Below are 23,517 nucleotides of genomic sequence, written 5' to 3' on the forward strand. Positions count from 1 at the left end.
CGCCCACCAGCTGCCCGTCAGTTACTGTGGCAGCCGCTAAGAGCTATGGGGCGCCTTGTCCCGTGCCGGGTCCGCCCGCGCCGCGCCACAGGCAGGCGTCCACCTCGAAGGGCAGCAACTGGTCCTGCTCAGCCATGAGATTGGCACCATGGGCGGTGACGCGCCTCATGTAGTGGCGGCGGCACAGCGTCTCATAGCCCACTACCGGAGTACTGCCGGCACCGGCGGAAGCCGTCGTTTCCAGTGCCATGTCCACGTCGCCCACCACCACCTGCGCGCCTTCGGTGACCATCACGCCGTCGACCGTCCTGGCGTTGTGCGTGGCACGGCGGCCGCACCAGCACAGTGCCTCCACCTGCAGCACCTGCACCCGGTCCGCCAATTCGATGAGCCGCTGCGATCCCGGAAACAGCCGGGTGCGGAAATCAGCGGTGATGCCGAAGGCGAAAACGTCCACGTCAATCTCGTCAACCACTTTGGCGAGCTGTTCCACCTGCTCGGGCGAGTAGAACTGGGCTTCGTCACAGATCAGGTAGTCCACGCGCTGTCCCTGGGTGCGCCGCCGCATGACTTCCTCCCAGAAGTCAGTACCGTCGCCCACTTCCACGGCGTCCTTTTCCAGGCCGAGCCGGCTGGAGATCCGGGATTCACCGGCGCGGTCGTTCCGGCTGAACCGTACCCCGCCCCGTCCCCGCGCCCGGTGGTTGTGGTCCATCTGCAGTGCGAGCGTCGATTTGCCGCAGTCCATGGTGCCGGAGAAAAACACGAGTTCAGCCACGGCGTGGGCCCTTGCCGCCGGCCTGGAAAAACAGCAGCGGGACCTCCCGCTCGGCTTTCGTCAGCGAGCCGTGCTGGCCCACCACCTCCATGGCGGTGGGGCGGCTGCGCCGGGTGTCGTACAGGGCAAGGCTGTCCCGCGCCGCGATCATGATGTCACCGATCCTGCCTTCGACGGCGGGACGGACGTCGCCGAACAGGCCGGCGGCCAGCGCTTCTTCCCGCGTGAAAACCCAGACCCGTCCGCCGAACCGTGCGCGCCAGGCGGCGAGCGGGCGGTCCCGGTCGCCGCCCTCCTCAAGGTACAGGTGCACCATCCTGGGCTCGCCGGCAGTGTGCCGGACGCCATCCACCAGGGCGGGGTCGGCGGAGAAGTCGATCCGGTGCTGCTCGGGCACGTCCAGCATGCCGTGGTCGGCCGTGAGAAGGATGCTGGTGCCGGCCGGAAGGGAGGCGTGAAGCCGCTTCATGGTGGCATCGAGCTCCTCAAGCTGGTGCTCCCATTGCTCCGACTGGCAGCCGTAGCGGTGTCCGGCCTTGTCCAGGTCGTTCAGGTAGAAATACATGAGCGACGGGCCGGAACCGGCCATGGCTTCGGCGGCGGCAGCCGTCCGGGCGTGGGCCGTGGTGGCAGGCAGGAACCGGCCGCCGCGGAGGGCGGCCCGGGTCATGGGCGAGTCGCCGAACTGGGGCAGGCTGATGGTGGTGACGTCCACCTGCCCGGCAGCGCGCTCCAGCACGGTGGGGAAAGGCTGCCACTGCTCCGGGTCAACGCCCGGATCCCAGTTCCCCAGCAGGTTGACCACCTTGTCCTGCTCCGGGTCGAGCACGTCGTAGCCCACCATGCCGTGCTGCCCGGGAGGCAGGCCCGTCCCAAAGCTTGCCAGTGCGGCTGCGGTGGTGGAAGGGAACGCCGAGTCGAGCCAGACCGGAATGTCGCCCTGGCCGGCCTGGATGACCGACCGCAGGAACGGGGTGTGTGCGGTTTTTTGCTTCAGCAGGTTCCGGCCAAGGCCATCGGCCAGGACCACGCACACCCGTGAGGCGGCGGGCAGGCCCAGCGTGTTGGCGAAACTGTCAATACCGAGGCTTGCCGCCGCGCTGGTGAGCACGTCGGCGACAGACCGCCGGCCGTAGGCCGGTGCCGGTGGGAGGCCGGAAGCCTGGCCGGCCGGGGCGGAGGGGACGTTGGGGGCGGGGTGGCGTTCTTCCGGCATCTCAGCGCTGCTGGTGGCCGCGGCTCAGGCGCGTACCGAATACACCGGCGCGGGGCCTTGGCGGCAGTGACTGCACGTGCGGAACCGGGCTGCTGGAGCCCGTGTTCACCGCGCGGAGCGCGCGGGCAAAGAGCTTGGCGTCCTGGACCGCCTGCAGGCCGTCCGCTTCCGCGCTGATGCGCAGGACGATGTCCTCCTGGGCGATGGTGCCGGTGTAGCCGTGGTCCGCTTCGCACTGCGGGTCACCGCAGCTGGCGGGACCCATATCCAGCCGCTGCCCGCCGGACCAGGCGATGGACAGCGTCAGTTCGCGGACCGGATCGGAGGGCTTGTAGTCCTGCGGCTGGGCATACATATAGCTGAGCACCACCGAACGGATCTGGGAGACAGGCACGGATTCGGTGGAGATCTGCGCGACGATCTGTTCGCCGGCCTCGTCCAGCTGCTGGTCGTCAACGTGCGTGATCACCAGCATGTCCGCGGTCAGCACCAGGACCGTGATGTGGCGGCGGACTTCGGCGCGGTCAAAGTGGGTTTCCAGGTGCACCAGGTGGGCGACGCAGTCGCGGCCGTCCAGGGCATCGTCCACGACGTCGGCCACGAGGCGGGGGTAGAAACCTGCCTTCTGCAGGGCGCCATCGAGGCTCTGGCCCTGGGAACTGTGGCTGTGTGAGCTGTGGTGGCGGACGGCCTGGTTGTCATTGCCGGGCGTTTCGGGGGCCGACGCGGGAGGCTGTGAGCTCATTACCCTATTTTCACAGATGGCCCCGCCACTTTGCTAACCGCCTCAGCCCAGCATGGCCCGCCGGGCGCTGTCCGTCCGCTGGGCGGCGTTACCGATCCGGACGTCCGCGGCCAGGATGGTGGCCCCTGCCGTTCCGCACAGCACCGGGTTGAATTCCACGAGGGCGATCTCCGGGTGGTTGTCCTTCATCCAGGCGAGCCTGCCGGCAAGGTCCTCGAGTGCCTGCACATCAACGGCCGGCAGTCCTTGGTAGGCGAACAGTTTCCGGGCAGCCCGCGGCGCGCGGATGAAGTCGTGCACGTCCGCGGCGGACAACGGCGGCACCCGGTGGGACCAGTCATCCAGCAGGCTGGTGGCGTCCCCGGCCAGCCCGAACGAAATCACGGGGCCCAGCAGCGGGTCCTCGATGGCCCGGAACGTGCAGGCCTGGCCCACGGGCGCCATGGTCTGTACTTCCAGGGACGGGTCGCCGTAGGCGGCGAGCGCCCGGCGCATCTGCAGGACGTTTTGGCGCAGGGACTCCGGGTCCTGGATATCCAGGCGGACGCCGCCCAGGTCAAGCCGGTGCCGGAGGGCGGGATCGGTGGTCTTCAGCGCGACCGGCCAGCCCAGGGATTCGGCCGCCTCAACGGCCTGGTCCGGCGTGTCGAAGCCCACCGACGGGAGGACTGTGATGCCGTAGTGGCCCAGCAGGGACGCGGCCGCCGCCGGGTCAAGCTGTTTGAGCTGTTCCCCCCTGACGTCCCGGAGCAGGACCCCGAGCTCGGCCTGAGCGCGCCGCGGGTCGCAGCCGTCGGGCTCCACGAAATGTCCCTGGTCGCGCGATGCCCACTCCGAATACCTGACCACGGCCGCGAGCGCTGCCACTGCGGCGCCGGGGTTGGAGAAGCAGGGGACGGTCTGTTCCAGGCTTCCCACCATGCCTTCCACGTAGACCGAGGAGTCCAGGATTCCGGTGAACGCCGCCACCACCGGCTTTCCGGCCACCGCGGAGCATTCGGCGAGGACCTCGGCGATGCTGTCCACGGTGAGGCCGCGGGCCGGGAGCAGTGCGGCGACGGCCGCGTGCACGGTGTCCGATTCCAGGGTCTTGAGGACTGCGCTGCGCAGGGCCGGCAGGGCGACCGAGCGGCCGGCGTCGAGGTCCACGCCCGTCACCAGCTCTGTGACACTGAGCCCGTGGTCGGCGGCGCTGTCGGCCACCACCTTGCCCAGCGCCTGGGAGTTGCTGAAGATCGCCAGGCCGGGCCCGGCCGGAAGCGGCTGGCCGGAAACAATCTGCGCCACGTCCACCAGCTGCTCAACGGTCTCTACCCGGATCACGCCGGACTGGCGCAGCATGGCGTCCAGCGCCCCTGCCGGAGCCTGGGTGGTGCGGACTGCATGGCCCGGGGGCAGGCGGAGGCCCATCGTGTCGGACTTGGCCACGATCACCGGCTTGGTGCGTGCCAGCCGGCGGGCCAGGCGGGAGAACTTGCGGGGGTTGCCGATCGATTCCAGGTACAGGCCCACGGCGGCGGTGTCGGCGTCGTCCTCCCAGTACTGCATCATGTCGTTGCCGGAGACGTCCGCGCGGTTTCCCGCCGAGAGGAACGTGGACAGGCCCAGCCGACGCCGGCTGGAAGCGGCGTACAGCGAGACGCCGATCGCTGCGGACTGGCTGAACAGGCCCAGGCCTCCGCGCAGGGGCAGGGTGGGGGCCATTGAAGCGTTGAGCGAGACGTCCGGGTGCGTGTTCACGATGCCCAGCGAGGCAGGGCCGATGACGCGCATCCCGTTCGCCCTGGCCTGCCGCACCAGGTCCCGTTGGCGCAGGAGGCCGCGTTCGCCGTCGTCCGCGAAGCCTGCCGAGGCCACCACCAGGCCCTTCACGCCCGCCGCCGCGCATTCCGCCACCACACGCGGAACTTCCTCGTAGGGAACGGCGATCACGGCCAGCTGCACCGGGTCCGGTACTTCGGACAGGCTGCCATAAGACATCATGCCGGCCAGTTCCAGCGCCTCGGGGTTGATCGCGTAGACCGGGCCGGGGAACCCGCCTTCGATGATGTGTTCGAGGAGTTGGTAGCCGACCGTCCCCCACTTGCGGCTGGCCCCGATGACGGCAACGGACGACGGCGTCAGCAGGTCGCGGACGCTCCTCGCCTCCGCACGGTGCTCGCGGGATTCCATCACGGCCCGGGATTTCTCGGTGGGGTCGATGTTGAACTCGAGGCTGACGACGCCGTCGTCGAAGTGGCGCTTCACGTCATAGCCGGCGTCGGAAAACACCATCAGCATCTTGCGGTTCTCCGGCAGCACCTCCGCGCTGAACCGGCGGATCCCGTTTTCATGCGCCGCAGCGGCCAGGTGTTCGAGCAGGATGGAGCCCAGTCCCCTCCCCTGGTGGGCGTCGGCGATGTTGAACGCCACCTCCGCCTCGGCGGGGTCATCCAGCCGGTCGTAGCGGCCGATCCCGATGATCTCGTCCCGGCTGGTGATGACGAAGGCCACCCGGTCCTTGTAGTCCACCTCCGTGAAGCGTTTGAGCTCCTTGCTGGACAGCCTGGCCTTGAAGGCGAAGAACCGCATGTAAATTGAATCCTGCGACTGGCCCATGTGGAAGGTCTGGACCGCGTCGGCGTCCGAGGGATGGATGGGGCGCAAATGCGCGGTCCCGCCGTCACGCAAGACGACATCGGCTTCCCAATGTTCCGGATATTCGCCGTCCCCGGGCTGATCCACCATAGGCTTAGCCTAGCCAAAAACTTCCGCAGCACCCCCGAACGCTGCACAGTAACCCCCAGAAGGATTTACCCGCCCCATGGCCCGCCGCCAAAGTTCAGCCCCTCCCGTGGACAACACCCCCTACACGGAGAACATCGTGGATATCGATGTCACCTCCGAAATGGAGGGCTCCTTCCTGGAGTACGCCTATTCCGTGATTTACTCGCGGGCGCTTCCGGATGCCCGCGACGGGCTGAAGCCGGTGCAGCGCCGGATCCTCTACATGATGAGCGACATGGGCCTGCGCCCGGACCGCGGCCACGTCAAAAGCGCGCGCGTGGTGGGCGAAGTCATGGGCAAGCTGCACCCGCACGGCGACACCGCCATCTACGACGCCATGGTGCGCATGGCGCAGGACTTCTCGCTGCGCCTGCCGCTGATCGACGGCCACGGCAACTTCGGCTCGCTCGACGACGGCCCCGCGGCACCGCGGTACACGGAGGCCAGGCTGGCTGCCGCTGCCCTCACGCTCACCGACCACCTCGACGAAGACGTGGTGGACTTCGTCCCCAACTACGACAACCAGCTGACCCAGCCGGATGTCCTGCCCGCCGCGTTCCCCAACCTCCTGGTCAACGGCGCCACCGGCATCGCCGTCGGCATGGCCACCAACATGGCCCCGCACAACCTGGTGGAGGTGATCTCCGCCGCGCGGCACCTGATCGCCAACCCCGACGCCACGCTGGATGACATCATGCGCTTCGTGCCGGGCCCTGACCTGCCCAGCGGCGGGCGGATCGTGGGCCTGGACGGGATCCGTGACGCGTACGCCACCGGCCGGGGCTCCTTCAAGACCCGGGCCAAGGTGGAGGTGGAGCAGCTGACCGCCCGCCGCACCGGCCTGGTGGTCACCGAGCTGCCGTACATGGTGGGCCCGGAGAAGGTGATCGAAAAGATCAAGGACGCCGTCAACGCCAAGAAACTGACCGGCATCAGCGACATCGTTGACCTGACGGACCGCAAGCACGGCCTGCGCCTGGTGATTGAGCTCAAGAACGGCTTCAACCCCAACGCCGTGCTCCAGCAGCTGTACCGCTACTCGCCTATGGAGGACTCCTTCGGCATCAACAACGTCACGCTGGTGGACGGCCAGCCCCAGACGCTGGGCCTGGTGCAGCTCCTGACCGTCTACGTCAACCACCGGATCGACGTGGTGCGCCGCCGCACCGTCTTCCGGCTGGGCAAGAAGAAGGACCGCCTGCACCTGGTGGAGGGCCTCCTCATTGCCATCGTGGACATCGACGAGGTCATCCAGATCATCCGGTCCTCGGACGAGGCCGCCGCTGCCCGTGCCCGCCTGATGTCCATCTACGACCTCACGGAGATCCAGGCCAACTACATCCTGGAGCTCCGGCTGCGGCAGCTCACCAAGTACTCCCGCATCGAGCTGGAGAAGGAGCAGGACGAGCTGCGCCGCGAGATCGCGGAACTGGAAGCCATCCTGGGTTCGGAGGAACGGCTCCGCACCCTGGTCTCGGACGAGCTCGGCGAGATCGCGGAGCAGCACGGCACCCCGCGCCGGACAGTGCTCCTGGAATCCGAAGCGGTCTCCCCCACCGTTGCTGCGGACATGGCCGCCGTGACGGGCAAGAAGGGCAAAGCCGTGCCGCTGGCCCTGGAAATCGCGGATGACCCCTGCTGGGCGATCCTGACGGCGTCCGGCCAAGTGGCCCGCACCAGCAACCAGGAGCCGCTGGCCGAGGCCGGCCCCCGCAGCAAGCACGACGTGTTCACCTCCGTGGTGAAGACGTCGGCGCGCGGGGAGATCGCCGCGGTCACCTCCCAGGGCCGCATGCTCCGCCTCCAGGTCATGGACATGCCGGTCCTCCCGCCGATGTCGGGGCTGCCCAACCTCGCAGGCGGAGTCCCGGCCCGGGAATTCATCACCCTGCTGAAGGGCGAGACGCTGGTGGCGTTCGCGCCGCTGGATGAGGTGCTGGCCATCGGCACCGCCCAGGGCGTGGTGAAGCGCGTCCAGCCGGACTATCCCCTGAACCGCGAAGACTGGGAAGTCATCGCCCTGAAGGACAAGGATTACGTCGTGGGCGTTGCGCCGGCAGGAGCGGATGACGCGGAGCTGGTGTTCCTCACCAGTCAGGCGCAGCTGCTCAAGTTCGGGGCAGCCGTCGTACGGCCGCAGGGCCGCACCGCGGGCGGCATGGCCGGCATCAAACTCGCCGCAGACGACCGCGTGCTGTTCTTCGGTGCCGTCCAGCCCAAGGACGAGGCCGCCGTCGTGGTCACCATCGCCGGCACCACCAGCGCCCTTCCCGGCACCGCCCCGGGTACGGCAAAAGTGACCGCCTTCTCGGAGTACCCCGCCAAGGGACGCGCCACCGCAGGAGTCCGGGCGCACCGGTTCCTGCGCGGCGAGGACACGCTGCTGCTGGCCTGGGCGGGGCATGGCCCGGCCAAGGCATCCTCGGCCGCCGGCGTTGCACGGTCCCTGCCGCAGGAGCACGGCCGGCGTGACGGGTCCGGCGTCCCGCTGTCCCAGCCGGTGGAGGCGGTGGGTCCCGCGATGGCCTGGCCGGATCCCGCTTAGACTGCTTGCATGCCTATCGTTCCTGATGAGAAGGACTGGACCTGGGTCCTGTCCCGTCCCTGCCCGGAATGCTCGTTCGACGCCTCCACCGTCACCCCGTCCACCGTCCCGGGGAGCATCGAGAACATGCTTCCCCGGTGGCGGGCTGTGCTCCGCCGGCCGGATGTGGCGGAACGCCCGGACGACCGGACGTGGTCAGCGCTGGAGTATGCCTGCCATGTGCGCGATGTCTTCAGCCTCTTCGACCAGCGGCTCAACCTGATGCTGGATTCAGACGACGCGCGGTTCGAGAACTGGGACCAGGACCAGACGGCCATCGACAAGGACTACGGCAGCGCCGACCCCGCGGTTGTCAGCGCCGAGCTCACGGCTGAGGGGAAGCAGGTGGCGGAGTCCTTCGCCGGCGTCCGCGAGGCGGAGTGGGAACGCACGGGGCTGCGCAGCAACGGCTCCAGGTTCACTGTCCTGACGCTCGCCCAGTACTTCCTGCACGACGTGGTCCACCACCTCCATGACGTGGACGGCTAAGCGTCCCGTACGGTTGTCCCCGCCCGGGAGGCCACCAGGCCTTTCCCGGCCATCTCATCGTTCGATTCCGCGCCGGCCAGGACCAGCCGGGCATCCTCCGGATCAATGTCCGCCGGGTTGTGCGTCACCAGCACCACGGTACGGTGGCTCAGCCCGGTCCGCAGGTCGGCCAGCATGGCCCGGGCTGATTCTGCGTCCAGATGCGCTGTGGGCTCGTCCAGCAGGATGACCTCCGCCCCCGTCATCAGCGTGCGCGCGACGGCCAGGCGTTGGCGCTCCCCACCGCTCAGGAAGGCTCCGCCGGGGCCGATCCTCGTGTCCAGGCCGTCGGGCAGCCGCTCCATCAGGCCGGTGAGCCCCACGGCAGCGACGACGGCTTCCATGTCCGCGTCGCCGCGGGTTCCGGAACTGGGGCCGTCACCGCTTCCGGCGGGGCTGCCCAGCAAAAGGTTGCCGCGGATGGTCGAGTCGAAAAGGTGCGCCTCCTGGGGGCACCACGCCGCCTGCCCGGTGACACGCGCCTGTCCGGCGGCGGCGGGCAGGAAACCGAGCAGGACCGAGAGCAGCGTCGACTTGCCCGAACCGGACGGCCCCGTGACGGCCAGCCAGCGCCCCGGCTCCGCCACGGCGTCCAGGCCGGTGAACACCGGTGCGCCGCCGGGCCAGGCCGCCGCCAGGTTTTCCAGTACGACGCCGGGCCGGTTGCCGCTGCGCGCGGGTACCGGCTGCAGCCCGTCGGCATTGTCTCCGGCGGTGCCGGCCGCGTCCAGTGCGCCGGACCCCCCTACCCTCCGGAGGACTGTCCGCAGCGCCGGATACTGGCGCACCGCCGTCGTCATGGCTGCGTAGGGTTCCACGAGCGCGAGGAGCAGCAGGACCACCACTGCTGCGGTGGCCGGGGCAATCCGGCTGTCCAGCACTGCCGGGGCTGCCAGCCAGGCGGCGGCGAGCGCCGCGGCGCCGCAGCAGGCGGTGGTGATGGCGTGGCCCAGCCCGTCCGCCCAGGCAGAGCGCTGGGAGGCCCGGGTGGCACTTCGGTCCCTGGCCTGCAGCCTGCCAAGGACCAGGGGCGCCACACCATTGGCATGGAGTTCGGCGCGCGCGTCAAGCGCTGCCGAGACCTGGCGCAGGACGCCCGAACGCAGCACCTGCTCCGCGGTAGCGGATTTCCGGTCGCCCCAGAGCGCAGCGGCCGGTGCCAGCACCAGGCTTGCGATGCCGGCGCCGACGGCGGCGGGCAGCGCGGGCGGCACCAGCTGCCACGTGGTGACCACGGCGAGCACCGACACGGCCACGGCGGTGACGGGCGGCAGGACCACGCGGGGCAGGAGGTCGCGGACGGTGTCGACGTCGTCAATCACCGTTCCCAGCACGTTGCCGCCCTGGAGCAGGCGGCGGAGGGCAAGGGCGCGGCGGCTCAGCGACTCCCAGAGCCGGCCGCGGAGCCGGGTCAGGGCGGCGAAGACGGCGTCATGGAGCAGGAGCCGTTCCCAATACCGGAGCACGGCGCGTCCGATGCCAAAGAAGCGGACCCCCACAATGGCGGTCAGCAGGTACAGGATGGGCGGCTGTTCGCTGGCGCGGATGATGAGCCAGCCGGACAGGCCGGACAGGGCGACGGCGAAGACGGCCGCCAGGGTGCCCACGATGGCGGCGGCGGCGAACTTGCCCTGCACGGGTGCCAGGAGTGCCGGCAGGAGCCGGACCGGGCGGTCAGTCCGGGCTTGTGAAGCCCCGCCGGCGGCCGCGACCGTGTCTGGAACAGCAGCGGTGGTCCCGGGGACGGCGCCGCCAGCTTGCGCTGCTGCGGCGGGAGCGGCAGGGACCGGCAGGGCCGCGGCGTGCACAGGCCTGTCCATGCCGGGGTCGCGGCCGGCGCCCGTGTCAGCGGGCGAAACCGGCACCAGGTGGTCGGCGAGGTTCCGGGTGCGTTCGCTGTGCGCCACCAGGATCACCGTGACCTGGCCGCGCAGCCTGCGGATGGCGTCTTCCACCAGCATCGCCGAAACATCGTCCAGGTGCGCGGTGGGCTCATCAAGCAGCAGGACGGTTGCCCCGGCTTCGATCCTGGCGAGCCCCCGGGCGAGGGCCACCCGCCGCAGCTCGCCGGGGCTCAGCTCGGCCGGGTGTTTGCCGGCCAGGTGCCCGGCAGCGGCTGTCACAAGGCAGGACCGGGCAGCGGCCTCCGTGCGGGCACGGCCGCGGGAGTTGCGGGCATTCGCCGAGAGGTAGAGCACCACTTCGTCGAGGACCGTTTCCGCCACCATCACCGGGTGCTGCGGCACCCAGGCAACTGCGCCGCGGTCGAGGCCCTTAACGGAGCCGGTGATGGTGGTTCCGCCACCGTCCCCGATGGTGCCGGCCAGGACGCCCAGGACGGTGCTCTTTCCCGCTCCGCTGGGTCCGTCAAGGGCGGTGATCCTGCTTTGCGGCGCGTCAAAGCTGAGGGGGCCGACGGCGGCCCGGGACCTTCCGCTGTAGGTGACCGTGAGTCCGGTGACAGCGATGGGGGCGCCCGGCCGGCCCGCGGGGACGGCAGAGAGCGGCTGCGGTTCGGGCGCGCCGGTCACCGCCGTCACCCCGGCAAGGGCCACCCGGCCGTCGTCGCTGGCGTGGTGGGCGGTGCCGAGCTCGCGCAGGGGAAGGTAGCAGTCCGGGGCGAGGATGAGCGCCAGGAGCCCGGCTTCGAGCGGCATGTCGCCATGCACCAGCCGCACGCCGATGAACACGGCCACCACGGCGACGGAAATGGTGGCGATCAGCTCCAGTGCCAGGGCGGACATGAACGCCGTGTGCAGGGTGCCCATGGTGCGGGAGCGGTATTCCTCGGAAATCTCTTCCAGTGCCTTGCGCTGGGCGGTGGCGCGGCCCAGCCCCACCAGCACCGGCAGGCCCTTCGCGAGTTCCAGCATGTGCGCGGACAGCCGGGCCAGCGAGGCCTGTGCCTCGCGCACCTTGTCCTCGGTGTACCGGCCGATCAGCACCATGAACAGCGGCACCAGCGGCACGGTCAGGACGATCACCACGGCGCTGACCCAGTCGGCGAAAAGGATCCGTGCGCCCAGCAGCAGCGGGATGGTGGCGCAGTTCACCAAGGCGGGCAGGAACTGGGTGTAGTAGCTGTCCAGGGCGTCCAGGCCCCGGGTGGCCAGCACCGCCAGGCCGCCGTCGGCCGGGCCGGTTCCCCTGGCGCCGTTCCGCAGGGCGCGTTCCAGGAGCCCCGAGCGCAGCTCCTCCTTGATGCCCAGGGCAGCCCGGCGGGCGGCGACGGCCTGCCCCCAGACGGCGAGCGACCGGAGGACGACGCCGGCCAGTCCCGGCACGATCTGTCCGGCCAGGATGCCTGCGCTCAAGTCCGGCTCCCCGCCGGCCAGCCCCGCCAAAACGGAGGCCACGGCTTGGCCGATGAGGACCAGCGACAGCGCCTTGAGCGCCGCCATCAGGCCGAGCCAGTACAGGGCGGAACGGGTTGCCGGACCGGAGGGGAACGTTGGCCGCACGTCAGCCCTTTGTGGTGAACGCCTTGGCGGCGACTGCGGGCAGGAAGCTGTGGGCTTCCGGTATGGAGGCGGCGCTCACCCTGCGGCGGAACACCCAGTAGGTCCACGCCTGGTAGGCGATCACCAGGGGCAGGCCGAACGCGGCGACGATGCTCATAAGGCCCAGAGTGTAGTCCGAGGAGGAAGCGTTTGAAATGGTGAGGTCAAAGGCCCCGTCCAGGGTGGACGGCAGCACCACGGGGTAGACCGCTCCGAAGATGGACACCGTGCCGAGCACCAGGAAAGCGCCCAGCGCCAGGAACGCTTTGCCTTCGGCGCCGGTGCGGGCCTGTGCCCAGGCAACCGCTGCCGCGGCAACGGCGAGCACCACCGCGGCCCAGGTCCATGGCTTGCCCTCCATGAACTGGATGCTGAGCGCCCAGGCGGCGATGGGCAGCAGCAGGACCGGAAGCAGCCGGACGAACCATTGGCGGGCACGGTGCCGGATGTCGCCGTCGGTCTTCAGTGCCAGGAAGGCCAAGGCGTGGACCAGCGAGAACCCCACGACGGCGAGCCCGCCCAGCACTGCGTAGCCGCTGAACCAGGCCAGGGGCCCGCCCTCGCGGTCGCCGTTGGCATTCAGGGGCAGGCCGGTGGTGGTGAGGGCAAGGGCAGCACCAATGCCAAAGGCTGCGAAGAACGATCCCAGGGCGATGGCCCAGTCCCAGCGGGCGCGCCAGCGGTCGGTGTCCACCTTGCCGCGGTACTCGAAGGCCACGGCACGGAAGATCAGGGCGACCAGGACCACCAGCAGGGGAAGATAGAGCGCGGAGAACAACGAGGCGTACCAAAGCGGGAAGGCAGCGAACGTGGCACCGCCGGCCGTGAGGAGCCACACTTCGTTGCCGTCCCAGACGGGACCGATGGTGTTCAGCAGCACGCGGCGTTCGGTGTTGTTGCGGGCAAAGGTCTTCATCAGCATTCCGACGCCCAGGTCGAAGCCCTCAAGGAAGAGGTACCCGGTCCACAGCACCGCAATGGCGATGAACCAGATGGTTGGCAGCAGTTCCATTCTTCGTTTCCTCTTGCTCTTCCGGTGCGCGGGTCAGTAGGCGAAGGCGAGGACGTCGTCGGCGGGCTTTCCGCCGCCCTGTCCTCCCGGTCCGGGGGTGGCGTCCTCGTTTTCGTCCGCGGGGACGTGGGCGAGTTCGGGCATCGCCGAGACCACACCGCCGCGGATGTACTTCACCAGCAGCTTCACCTCCACCACCAGCAGGACGGCGTATACCGCGGTCAGGGTGATGAGCGATGCCAGCAGTTCCCCGGCCGAGACCCCCGGGGAGACGGCGGCGGCGGTGAACATGAACACCTGGTCGATGCCGTTGGGGTCCGGGTTGGGTGCCACCACGAACGGCTGGCGGCCCATCTCGGTGAAGATCCAGCCGGCGGCGTTGGCACCGAACGGGGCCATGATGCCCAGGACGGCCAGGCGCATGAGCCACGGCGACCGGGGAACGGTGCCGCTCCGGGTGAGCCACAGCGCCACGAGGGCGGCAAGGGCGGCAAGCCCGCCGAAACCGATCATCATGCGGAAGCCCCAGTAGGTAACCTCCATGACGGGCAGGTAGTCGATTTCCTGGCCGGCGCGTTCGCCGTAGATGGGGTTGTCCGGCAGGTTGGTCCCGTACTTTTCCTGGTACTCGGGCAGCAGGGTGTTGACGCCCTTGACCTCGGTGGTGAAATCGCCCTTGGCCAGGTAGGAGAGGATGCCGGGGACTTCAATCAGGGCCACGATGTCATTGCAGTTCTGCGATCCCAGGTTGCCGATGCTGAGGACGGAGAAGCCGGTGCCGTCATGGCAGGCTGCTTCCGCCGCTGCCATCTTCATGGGCTGCTGCTCGAACATCAGCTTGCCCTGGAGATCGCCGGTGAGGGCGGTGCCGGCGAAGGAGATCATGGCCACCACCGCGCCGATCCGCAGGGACCGGATCCAGACGGTGTGGTCTGCCTTGTCACGGCCGGGAATGGTTGCGGACTCGCCCGGGACCACCTTGCCGTCGGCACCCAGGGTGTCCACGCCGTCGCGGCGCCTGCGCCAGAGGTGGTACCAGGCGATGCCCAGCAGGAAGCCGCCTGCCACGGCCAGCGCACCGAACAGGGTGTGCGGCACGGCAACCAGCGCCGTGTTGTTCGTGAAGACCGCCCAGGCGTCCGTCATGACCGGCCTGCCGTCCACCATCTCCACGCCCACGGGGTGCTGCATCCAGCTGTTGGCCACGATGATGAAGTACGCAGAGAAGACCGAGCCGATGACTGCCACCCACAGGCAGGCGAGGTGGATGCCGGGCTTGAGCTGCTTCCAGCCGAAGATCCACAGGCCCAGGAAGGTGGACTCCACGAAGAACGCCAGGAGGGCTTCAAGGGCGAGCGGAGCGCCGAAGACATCACCGACGAAGCGGCTGTACTCGCTCCAGGCCATGCCGAACTGGAATTCCTGCACGATGCCGGTGGCCACGCCCATGATGAAGTTGATGAGGAACAGCTTTCCCCAAAACTTGGTCATACGGAGGTACTCGGGCTTGCCCGTGCGGTGCCAGGCTGTCTGGATGAGGGCCACCACCAGGCCAAGGCCGATGGTCAGCGGCACCATCATGAAGTGGTAAACGGTGGTGATACCGAATTGCCAGCGTGCGATTTCCAAGGCGTCCAAGGCAGTCCCTACTGTTAGCCAACGCAGTTTTCTACGTTTCGTAGAACTTCAACTTCTACAAAGTGTAGAACAACTGCCGTGACGGTGTAAACCGACCTTTCCTTTGCAGTACGCCGGCAGGGGGTGCGGCGCGCCCCATGTTCTACCCAACGTAGAAAGTACGGCGGATTCGGGGTAAATTTGATTCCGTAGTTGAAATCGCGTGAAGTCACCGACGCCGCCAGGCGCACGGTGCGGGGAAACAAAGGAAAAGTGCAATGGCTAGTCTTGGTGAACTGGAACGGGCAGTGATGGACCTGCTCTGGGCGGGCCAGGAAGCGGCCACCGCGAACACCTTGCGGGACCGGCTCGCGCAGACGTCAGCAGGACAGGGCGGAGCAGCCGGCCACGAAGGCAAGGAACTCGCCGTCACCACCGTCCTCACGGTGCTGTCCCGGCTGGAAAAGAAGGGGCTCGTGGAGCGCGAACGCGGCATGCGGCCGCACCGCTACCAGGCCGTGTCCAGCCGCGAGGAACACACGGCTGAGCTCATGCATGAAGTCCTGGGGTCAGCGCCGGACCGTGAAGCCGTCCTGGCACGCTTCATTGGATCGGTCTCCGAAGGTGAAGCCGAAACGCTGCGCAAACTGCTTGGCCACCTCTAGCAAACCATGTTCTGGGCCTCATACCTGCTGGCGGTCCTGGCGATAATACTGGCGTGGCCAGTGCCCATCCTCCTCTCGCGCGCCCAGTGGCCCGCGCGCTCGCCGTTTACCGCCATGCTCCTGTGGCAGGCCATCGCCCTCGCCGGCGGGCTGTCCATGATCGGCGCCATGCTGGTGTACGGCCTGGAACCCATCGGGGACAACCTGATCGCCGGCCTCCGCGCGCTGGCGGGCATGGTGCTGTTCAACGCCCCCACCACGGCCCTGGGGTTCTGGCATATCTTCGCGTTGTCTGCAGCAGCGCTGCTCACCGCGCACCTTGTCTTCACCCTCCTGCTGACCTATTACAAGATTGAACGCCAGCGGCGGCGCCACCGCGAGCTGCTGGCCCTGCTGGCATCGCCGTCAGGCCAGGACGCCGCAACCCTGGTGATCAGCCACGACTCCCCCGTCGCATACTGCCTGCCCGGCGGAGCCCGCTCGGTGACGGTCTTATCGGATGGCCTGATGGCGGCCCTTGAACCGGCGGAACTGCGCGCCGTCCTGATCCACGAGAACGCCCACCTCAGCCAGCGGCACCACCTGCTCCTGTGGGCCTTCGCGGCGTGGCGGCAGGCGCTGCCGTGGCTTCCCACCACCCGGCTGGCCCAGGAATCCGTCAACTCGCTGATCGAAATGCTGGCGGACGACGTCGCGCTCAAGACCGAGAGCAAAGCCACCCTCATCAAGGCGATCGCCATTGTGGCCAGCGGGTCAGCCCCGGCCGCCGGCAGCCCCGAGATCCAACCGGCCGCCTCCGGTCTCGCCCTGTCCGGGCTTGAGGCCGGGATGGGCGGCTCCGACTCGGCCCGCACCACGGCTTCCCGCGTCAGCCGCCTGCTGTCGCCGCAGCCGCAGCTCCCGGGCGCAGTCCGCAACCTGGTCCTGGCCTGCTGCATCCTTTTGCTGGCGCTGCCCACGGCCCTGCTGATGGTTCCCGGCCTGCTGGGCTGAACCTCCCGCCGTCGTACGTCCTGCCCTTAGGCGTCGATGCGCTCCCGGTCGAGGCTGGCGGCGCCGGCGATAATGAAGTCCTTGCGCGGCGACACGTCCGAGCCCATCAGCAGGTCGAAAATCTCCTCCGCCTGCTTGGCGTTTTCGATGCCCACCTTGCGGAGCGTGCGGTGCCGCGGGTCCATGGTGGTCTCGGCCAGCTGTTCGGCGTCCATCTCGCCCAGCCCCTTATAGCGCTGGATGGGCTCCTTGTACCGCTTGCCCTCCTTGGCCAGCCGTGCCAGCAGCACGTGCAGCTCGGCCTCGGAGTAGGTGTAGATCATCTCATTGGCCTTCTGGCCCGCGTTGATCACTTCCACGCGGTGCAGCGGAGGCACCGCGGCAAAAACCCGGCCTTCGTCGATCATCGGCCGCATGTACCGGAAGAAGAGGGTCAGCAGGAGTGTCCGGATGTGCGCGCCGTCCACGTCGGCGTCGGTCATGAGGATGACTTTGCCGTAGCGGGCGGCGCTGATGTCGAAGCTGCGGCCCGAGCCGGCGCCCACCACCTGGATGAGTGCAGCGCACTCCGCGTTGGACAGCATGTCCCCCACCGAGGCTTTCTGGACGTTCAAAATCTTGCCGCGGATGGGCAGGAGCGCCTGGAAGTCGGAGGACCTGGCGAGTTTGGCGGTTCCCAGCGCCGAGTCGCCTTCCACGATGAAGAGTTCGGAGCGGTCGACGTCGTCCGTGCGGCAGTCAGCCAGCTTGGTGGGCATCGACGACGTTTCCAGCGCGTTCTTGCGCCGCTGCGTTTCCTTGTGCACGCGGGCCGAGATGCGTGACTTCATCTCGTTGACGATCTTCTCAAGCAGCAGCGCGGACTGTGCCTTGTCGTTCTTGTTGGAAGAGGTGAGCTTTGCCGAGATTTCGCGCTCCACCACCCTGGCCACGATGGCGCGCACAGCGGAGGTGCCCAGGATCTCCTTGGTCTGGCCCTCGAACTGCGGCTCCGCGAGACGGACGGTCAGGACCGCCGTCAGGCCGGCGAAGATGTCGTCCTTTTCGATTTTGTCGTTGCCGGCCTTGAGCTTGCGGGCGTTGGTCTCCACGGCTTTGCGGAAGGTCTTCACCAGGGCCTGCTCGAAACCCGACTGGTGGGTTCCGCCCTTGGGGGTGGAGATGATGTTGACGAAACTGCGGACCGTGCTCTCATAGCCAATGCCCCAGCGCAGTGCCACGTCCACCTCGCAGTCCCGTTCAACTTCGGCCAGCTGGCTGTGGCCGCGCTCGTCCAGCACGGGGACGGTCTCCTTGAACTTCCCTGAGCCGTGCAGCCGCCACACGTCGGTGACGGCTGGATCGGCGGCCAGGAAGTCGACGAACTCCGAGATGCCGCCGTCGTGGTGGAACACCTCTTCGTGCGGGCCGGCCTCGCCGGGCGTGCCGGCGATCCTGCGCTCGTCCCGGACGGTGAGCTTGAGGCCGGGGACCAGGAAGGAGGTCTGCCGGGCGCGGGCCGCGAGTTCTTCATAGGAGAACTTCGCGTCCGGGGTGAAGATTTGGCGGTCGGCCCAATAGCGGATGCGGGTACCGGTGACGCCGCGCTTGGCCTTGCCCACGACGTCGAGGACGGAGTCGTCCACGAATGGGGTGAAGGGTGCAGCAGGATCGGTCCGGGAGCCGGTGTCCTGGAAGCGCCCGGGCTCGCCGCGGCGGAAGGACATCTTGTAGGTCTTTCCCCCGCGGTCCACCTCCACGTCCAGGCGGGCGGACAGGGCGTTGACCACCGAAGCGCCGACACCATGCAGGCCGCCGGAGGCCGTGTAGGAGCCACCGCCGAACTTGCCGCCCGCGTGAAGCTTGGTGAAGACCACTTCAACGCCGGTGAGCCCGGTCTTCGGTTCCTTGTCGATCGGGATGCCGCGGCCGTCGTCGTGGATTTCCACGGAGTTGTCCGCGTGGAGGATGATCTTGATGTCGTGGCCGAACCCGGCCAGTGCTTCGTCCACTGAGTTGTCGATGATTTCCCAGAGGCAGTGCATGAGGCCTCGGGAATCGGTGGAACCGATGTACATGCCCGGGCGCTTGCGGACGGCCTCAAGGCCCTCCAGCACAGACAGGTGCCGGGCAGTGTAATCAGAACTTGGTGCCACTGGTGTTGAACTCCTTCAGGGACGGATGAAACAGGCGCCGAAAGCGCTCCCTCTAGGGTAGTCGGCCCCGGCGCGGACAGCCGCCTGCCACACCTGGCGGCCAGTGTGGACCCCGCCACTCGTGCTTTCCGGCGGCCCTCCGGGAAAAACTTGACCCAACCTTGCGGATACGCGCACAGCGAACTTGCCCCATCCTTGCGATGGTTTTGTTACGAATACTGGTTATATAGATGTACTGATCTACTAAGGAGGCCGACATGACAACAGCAGTGGCAGACCGCACACTCAATGCACTCGACCGGTGCGATCGTTGCGGAGCTCAGGCATATGTGCGGGTTGTACTCGAGTCCTCCGGCGGTGAGCTGCTGTTCTGCGGCCACCATGCGCGTGCAGTCGAGGCGACGCTCAAGCCGTTGAGCTCCGACTGGCACGATGAGACGGGCAAGCTTCACGAAAAGGCCGCCGTCGAAATCGACTAGGTGCACCAGGACCAACACAAGGATGGGATTCCTCCACTCGGAGGGGTCCCATCCTTCGTTTAACCCCTGCTGTCCGGACGGTGGCCCTTAACGCAGCAACGCGGGGTGATTCCCGCCGTCATCCGTGGATGACAGGGCGCGAATGACCCCGCGTTGCTTGGACCCGACTTAGTCCAGGTAGTCCCGCAGCACCTGCGACCGTGAGGGGTGGCGGAGCTTGGACATGGTCTTGGATTCGATCTGGCGGATGCGCTCACGCGTGACGCCGTAGACCTTGCCGATTTCGTCTAAAGTCTTCGGCTGGCCGTCGGTCAGGCCGAAGCGCATGGCCACGACGCCGGCTTCGCGTTCGGAAAGGGTGTCCAGGACCGAGTGCAGCTGCTCCTGGAGCAGCGTGAAGCTCACGGCGTCTGCCGGAACCACGGCCTCGGAGTCCTCGATCAGGTCGCCGAACTCCGAGTCGCCGTCCTCGCCCAGCGGCGTGTGGAGCGAGATGGGTTCGCGGCCGTACTTCTGGACCTCAACAACCTTCTCTGGGGTCATGTCCAGTTCCAGCGCCAGCTCTTCCGGCGTGGGTTCGCGGCCGAGGTCCTGAAGCATCTGGCGCTGGACACGGGCCAGCTTGTTGATGACTTCAACCATGTGCACCGGGATACGGATGGTGCGCGCCTGGTCGGCCATGGCACGCGTGATTGCCTGGCGGATCCACCAGGTGGCGTAGGTGGAGAACTTGAAGCCCTTGGTGTAGTCGAACTTCTCCACAGCGCGGATCAGGCCCAGGTTGCCTTCCTGGATGAGGTCCAGGAACAGCATGCCGCGGCCGGTGTAGCGCTTTGCCAGCGAGACCACAAGGCGGAGGTTGGCCTCCAGCAGGTGGTTCTTGGCGCGCTTTCCGTCATGGATGATGAATTCAAGCTCGCGCTTGTACTTCGGGTCCATGGAGCCGTCGTCAGCGGCGATCTTCTCTTCGGCAAACAGGCCGGCTTCGATCCGGAGCGCAAGGTCCACTTCCTGCTCGGCGTTGAGCAGTGCGACCTTTCCGATCTGCTTCAGGTAGTCCTTGACGGGGTCGGCCGTGGCGCCGGCGGACATGACCTGCTGCACCGGGGCGTCATCGTCGTCGGCGTCGGAGTAGACGAAGCCCTTGCCGCTGCCGGCGACAGCCTTGGCGGGATCAGCCTCGGCGTCGTCAACCACGTCAGGTCCTTCGAGGATGATGTCGTCGAGGTCCTCCTCGACGTCGTCTGCTTCGTCGGCGTCAACGTCACCGGAGGCCTTGTTGGCGGCCTCGGCAGCTGCCTTGGCACCAGGCTTGGGGCCGCGCTTCTTCGGCCCGGGCTTGCCGTCAGCCGCACCGTCACCGGCGGAAGCCTTGTTGGCTGCCCGCGTAGCTGCCCGCTTGGCGTTGGTCGCAGCCTGCTTCTCGTCTGCGGACAAGTCGTCCTGGGCGGCGGGGTCCTTCTTCGTGGAAGACGGGGTCACAGAAAACCTTTCTAGCGGTGGTCTGTGGAATCGCCATACGGGCAACACCACTATGACCCTGTCAAGTCCGTGGTGGAAACCAAGCGCCACCACGGCCGGCAGAGTCTGTTAAGACAACTGCCGGAGCGGCCGTATTGTTCCCCGAAGGGCTCAACAACAAGCACTCGATACACGGACCCAACCGGGTCTCGGCATCCATTGTCTCATGTTTTCGCCGAATCGGACCTCCCGCCCTTATGGCACGGTTAAGGACACGCCCTGCCCGCAGCCGGGTGCAACAGAGGCCTACCTCCCACCGCCGGGGTCCGTCCCGGCGGAAGCATCATCCGGGCCGAATTTCTGCCAGGCAGCGTCCTTCCGTGCTGCCCAGCCGCAGATTGCTCCGCGCCCCACCAACTCCAGCAGCAGTTCGGCGAGCCGGTAGCCCGGTTCGGTTTCCAGTGCTTCCGCCAAGTACGCGGCAGCGTAGGATCCCCGCCCACGGCACCACGCGATCCAGCCGCGGATTGTCAGTGACGCCGCCGCGGCCGGCCCGCCCAGCACAACGAGCTGTTCGAGGATCCGGTCCAGTGCCTCAAGGCGGGCCCAGTCCGGCACCGCGGGTACGACGCCCATCAGCACGTCGGCATATCCGGCGCTGGTACAGCCGGAGGCACTCCACTCCGCCGGAATGCCGCGGGTTAATTGGGGATCCGGGTCCGGCCACTGCACGGGAGGGGACACCGGGTCTGGCTGGGCTGCGTCATCGAGGATGCCGAACTGGTCTGCACCGGCCTCGGCAGCAGCTTTCCCCGCAACGGTCATGACCAGGATGGCGTCCCGCCACGCCGGAAACATCAGGGACGCACGCAAAAACCCGTCGCGCTCCGCCTCGGGGAGCCACGGCACCCCATCCCGCCGGGCCAGCAGGGCATCCCAGACGTCAAGGACGGCACGGAACTGTGCCCTGCTTCTGCGGCGGAGATCCAGCTCCGGGGCCCATGCTGCCTGCGCCTCCAGGACGGCGGCCTGGTGCAGGCTGGGAACAGGGCGGACGGCTGCAGGTCGCCGCTCCGGCGCCGGGCCGATGCTGCTGCCCCGGTAGACCATCTCGGCATTCAGCGCGCTGTCCCGGATGTCCTGCACCGGCCGGCCCGGCAGCGGGCAGCACGAAACATCCATGCACCAGGCTTCCCGCCAGTAGTCATTCCCGACGTACCACGCTTCCCGGACGGGCATTCCGGCCCGTTCGAGAACGGAGTCCAGGCCAGCGAGCAAACTGTCGTACCGGGACGGTGACAACGCGCCGCCGTTGCTGGTGAAGACCGCCAGCAACGTGCCGTCGGCGTCTTTGTCCGCCTCAAGGTAGCGCCGGACGGCCCGCAGGTACTTGGCAGGTGAGGCCAGGACCTCCGGACCCGGCAGGTCCAGCCGCAGCGTGGCCCCAAGCCTTTTGCCGTGCAGAGTCATGGCAACAAGGCTGGCGTCCGGCCAGTAGCCCAGCGAGTGGGGAATGAACCCGAGGATGTCTTCCGGCCGTGAAATTTTGAGTTGCTCTGGAGCTGTCATGGCTCCAGCATTCGCCCTCCCGGCCGTACCGGTCCGCACAAATTTTGGCTATGTGAAGATCCGGCCGGGGTGGAGGACTAGTCGCTTTCGCGGTCCGTCGGCGACGTCTGCCGCCGCCGCCTGGCGAGGTTTTCGCGGCGCTGCCGGGCAAGTGCGGCGCGGAGGGGCGGCACCACAACCCCCTGCGCGGCCATCTGGCGCCTTACCTTCCGCCGGCACACCACCAGGGCTGCGGCACCGGAACCGAGCAGCAGGAATTGTACGCTCAGGGCGATGCGGAACGGGTCCAGCCCGTAGAGGTTCCCGTTGGAGAATCCGCTGGCGTACAGCACGTCCAGCACCAGCCCGATGAGGAAGATCGCAATGAGGGCAGCGATGAATCCGCCCACGTTCACAATGCCGGTGGCCGTACCGATGCGGTGCGCCGGGTTGAAAGTCCGGGCGAAATCAAAGCCGATCATGGAACCCGGCCCGCCGATGGCAAGCGCTACCACCAGTCCCGCCAGCAGCCACAGCGGTGCCCGCCCGGGGGTCAGCAGGACGGCAGCCCAGGCCGCGGCCGTGACGCCGGCGATCAAGAGCACCATGGTGGAGCGACGCAGCGGATGCCGCGAGACAAAGCGCCCGATAAAGGGCCCCACGGCCATGCCGGCCGCCACATACAGCCCCATCAGGGCCGCTACCGTCCCGGCGTCCAGGCCCTGGCCGGAGATCAGGAAAGGATAGCCCCAGGTCATGGCAAAAACGGTGCCGCTGAACTGGATGGTGAAGTGGCTCCACATGCCCAGCCGCGTACCCGGCTGGCGCCAGGCCCGGGCCAGGGAGACTCCGGTGGCTTTCAGTCCCTGGTGGGACTGCGGACGCTCAGTGCCCGGCGGGACGTCCTTGAGGAGGAGCACCACCAGCACGGCGGCCACTGCCGACATCCCCGCCAGCATCAGGAACGCCGGAGTCCAGCCGGCGGCATGGAGGACGAACGCAAAGGGGATGACGCTCACCAGTTGGCCCAGCTGGCCGGTCATGCCTGTCAGCTGGGTGACCAGGGGCACCCGGGCAGGCGCGAACCACAATGGAATCAGGCGGATCACTGAGATGAACGTCATGGCGTCCCCCGCACCCACCAGGACCCGGCCCAGGATGCCGCCGGGAATGCTGTCCGCGAACGCGAGCTGAAGCTGGCCCAGCCCCATCAGGATGGCGCCGCCGGCGATCATGGCACGTGAGCCGAACCGGTCCACCAGGAGCCCCACGGGAATCTGGAGCCCGGCGTAGACCAGGAGCTGCAGGACCGTAAAGAACGAGATGGCCGACGCGCTGGCGTTGAACCGCTCCGTGGCCTCGAGACCCACCACGCCAAACGACGTGCGCTGCGACACGGCCACCAGGTACCCGAAGATTCCGATGGTCCAGATCAGCCAGGCGCGGGGTGCAGTCACCTCTTCATTATGCCCGCATGCCTGCCGCGGGCC

16 protein-coding genes are annotated in these 23,517 nt (G+C 67.9%); 5 read left to right on the forward strand and 11 right to left on the reverse strand.

All coding sequences use genetic code 11. The features are described 5' to 3' along the window. Positions 1 to 43: 43 nt before the first annotated feature. Genes AC5RWA_RS15520 through AC5RWA_RS15535 form a run of 4 tightly spaced genes read right to left on the reverse strand, consistent with a single transcriptional unit; the run spans position 44 to position 5,466 of the window. Entirely contained in the window at positions 44 to 778 is a 735-nt protein-coding gene (locus tag AC5RWA_RS15520) for a thymidine kinase (RefSeq protein ID WP_275726252.1), read from the reverse strand. Next, on the reverse strand, positions 771 to 1,994 hold the full coding sequence (locus tag AC5RWA_RS15525) for an alkaline phosphatase family protein (protein ID WP_494058230.1): 1,224 nt from the start codon (positions 1,992 to 1,994) through the stop codon (positions 771 to 773). Before AC5RWA_RS15525 ends, AC5RWA_RS15520 begins: the two co-directional genes overlap by 8 nt. A 1-nt stretch (position 1,995) precedes the next feature. Beyond that, positions 1,996 to 2,739 (reverse strand): DUF5998 family protein, encoded by a 744-nt coding sequence (locus AC5RWA_RS15530; protein ID WP_079597118.1) that lies wholly within the window; start codon positions 2,737 to 2,739, stop codon positions 1,996 to 1,998. 42 nt (positions 2,740 to 2,781) lie between these two features. Continuing rightward, entirely contained in the window at positions 2,782 to 5,466 is a 2,685-nt protein-coding gene (locus tag AC5RWA_RS15535; protein WP_494058231.1) for a bifunctional acetate--CoA ligase family protein/GNAT family N-acetyltransferase, read from the reverse strand. A gap of 76 nt (positions 5,467 to 5,542) precedes the next feature. Here AC5RWA_RS15535 and AC5RWA_RS15540 point away from each other — a divergent pair, with 76 nt between their 5' ends. Continuing rightward, on the forward strand, positions 5,543 to 8,050 hold the full coding sequence (locus tag AC5RWA_RS15540) for a DNA gyrase/topoisomerase IV subunit A (protein WP_494058232.1): 2,508 nt from the start codon (positions 5,543 to 5,545) through the stop codon (positions 8,048 to 8,050). A 9-nt stretch (positions 8,051 to 8,059) separates the two neighbouring features. Continuing rightward, a complete protein-coding gene (locus AC5RWA_RS15545; RefSeq protein ID WP_494058233.1) occupies positions 8,060 to 8,578 on the forward strand; it encodes a DinB family protein in 519 nt (172 codons plus the stop codon). Here AC5RWA_RS15545 and cydD read toward each other — a convergent pair. The 3 genes from cydD to AC5RWA_RS15560 are packed head-to-tail and all read right to left on the reverse strand — an operon-like array spanning position 8,575 to position 14,767. Beyond that, a complete protein-coding gene (gene cydD, locus AC5RWA_RS15550) occupies positions 8,575 to 12,078 on the reverse strand; it encodes a thiol reductant ABC exporter subunit CydD (protein WP_494058234.1) in 3,504 nt (1,167 codons plus the stop codon). The genes AC5RWA_RS15545 and cydD overlap by 4 nt on opposite strands. A 1-nt stretch (position 12,079) precedes the next feature. Further along, entirely contained in the window at positions 12,080 to 13,129 is a 1,050-nt protein-coding gene (gene cydB / locus AC5RWA_RS15555; protein ID WP_494058235.1) for a cytochrome d ubiquinol oxidase subunit II, read from the reverse strand. 33 nt (positions 13,130 to 13,162) lie between these two features. Next, positions 13,163 to 14,767: a cytochrome ubiquinol oxidase subunit I gene (locus AC5RWA_RS15560; protein WP_494058236.1), complete on the reverse strand. Its 1,605-nt coding sequence runs from the start codon at positions 14,765 to 14,767 to the stop codon at positions 13,163 to 13,165. Between the two features lie 257 nt (positions 14,768 to 15,024). On the opposite strand from AC5RWA_RS15560, the gene AC5RWA_RS15565 reads away from it, so the two are divergent. Together AC5RWA_RS15565 and AC5RWA_RS15570 are read left to right on the forward strand one after the other, a co-directional pair. Continuing rightward, a complete protein-coding gene (locus AC5RWA_RS15565) occupies positions 15,025 to 15,411 on the forward strand; it encodes a BlaI/MecI/CopY family transcriptional regulator (RefSeq protein WP_079597125.1) in 387 nt (128 codons plus the stop codon). A gap of 6 nt (positions 15,412 to 15,417) precedes the next feature. Next, positions 15,418 to 16,404: a M56 family metallopeptidase gene (locus AC5RWA_RS15570; protein ID WP_494058237.1), complete on the forward strand. Its 987-nt coding sequence runs from the start codon at positions 15,418 to 15,420 to the stop codon at positions 16,402 to 16,404. A gap of 26 nt (positions 16,405 to 16,430) precedes the next feature. Here the strand turns inward: AC5RWA_RS15570 and AC5RWA_RS15575 are convergent, their stop codons facing one another. Next, positions 16,431 to 18,539 carry a DNA gyrase/topoisomerase IV subunit B gene (locus AC5RWA_RS15575; protein ID WP_115524625.1) on the reverse strand — a complete coding sequence of 703 codons (2,109 nt, stop codon included), beginning with the start codon at positions 18,537 to 18,539 and terminating at the stop codon, positions 16,431 to 16,433. A 257-nt stretch (positions 18,540 to 18,796) separates the two neighbouring features. On the opposite strand from AC5RWA_RS15575, the gene AC5RWA_RS15580 reads away from it, so the two are divergent. Further along, positions 18,797 to 19,018 carry a DUF7455 domain-containing protein gene (locus tag AC5RWA_RS15580; protein ID WP_013600696.1) on the forward strand — a complete coding sequence of 74 codons (222 nt, stop codon included), beginning with the start codon at positions 18,797 to 18,799 and terminating at the stop codon, positions 19,016 to 19,018. A 168-nt stretch (positions 19,019 to 19,186) separates the two neighbouring features. Here the strand turns inward: AC5RWA_RS15580 and AC5RWA_RS15585 are convergent, their stop codons facing one another. From AC5RWA_RS15585 to AC5RWA_RS15595, 3 genes are all read right to left on the reverse strand, one after another. After that, positions 19,187 to 20,500: an RNA polymerase sigma factor gene (locus AC5RWA_RS15585; protein ID WP_079597129.1), complete on the reverse strand. Its 1,314-nt coding sequence runs from the start codon at positions 20,498 to 20,500 to the stop codon at positions 19,187 to 19,189. Positions 20,501 to 20,785: 285 nt separating this feature from the next. Continuing rightward, the gene (locus tag AC5RWA_RS15590) at positions 20,786 to 22,048 is read right to left on the reverse strand and encodes a DUF4192 domain-containing protein (protein ID WP_494058238.1); all 1,263 of its coding nucleotides are present in this window, start codon (positions 22,046 to 22,048) and stop codon (positions 20,786 to 20,788) included. Positions 22,049 to 22,125: 77 nt separating this feature from the next. Then, positions 22,126 to 23,484, reverse strand: coding sequence for an MFS transporter (locus tag AC5RWA_RS15595; RefSeq protein WP_494058239.1), 1,359 nt, complete (start codon positions 23,482 to 23,484; stop codon positions 22,126 to 22,128). Between the last annotated feature and the right edge of the window lie 33 nt (positions 23,485 to 23,517).

The organism is Arthrobacter sp. 210 2 (assembly GCF_059093025.1).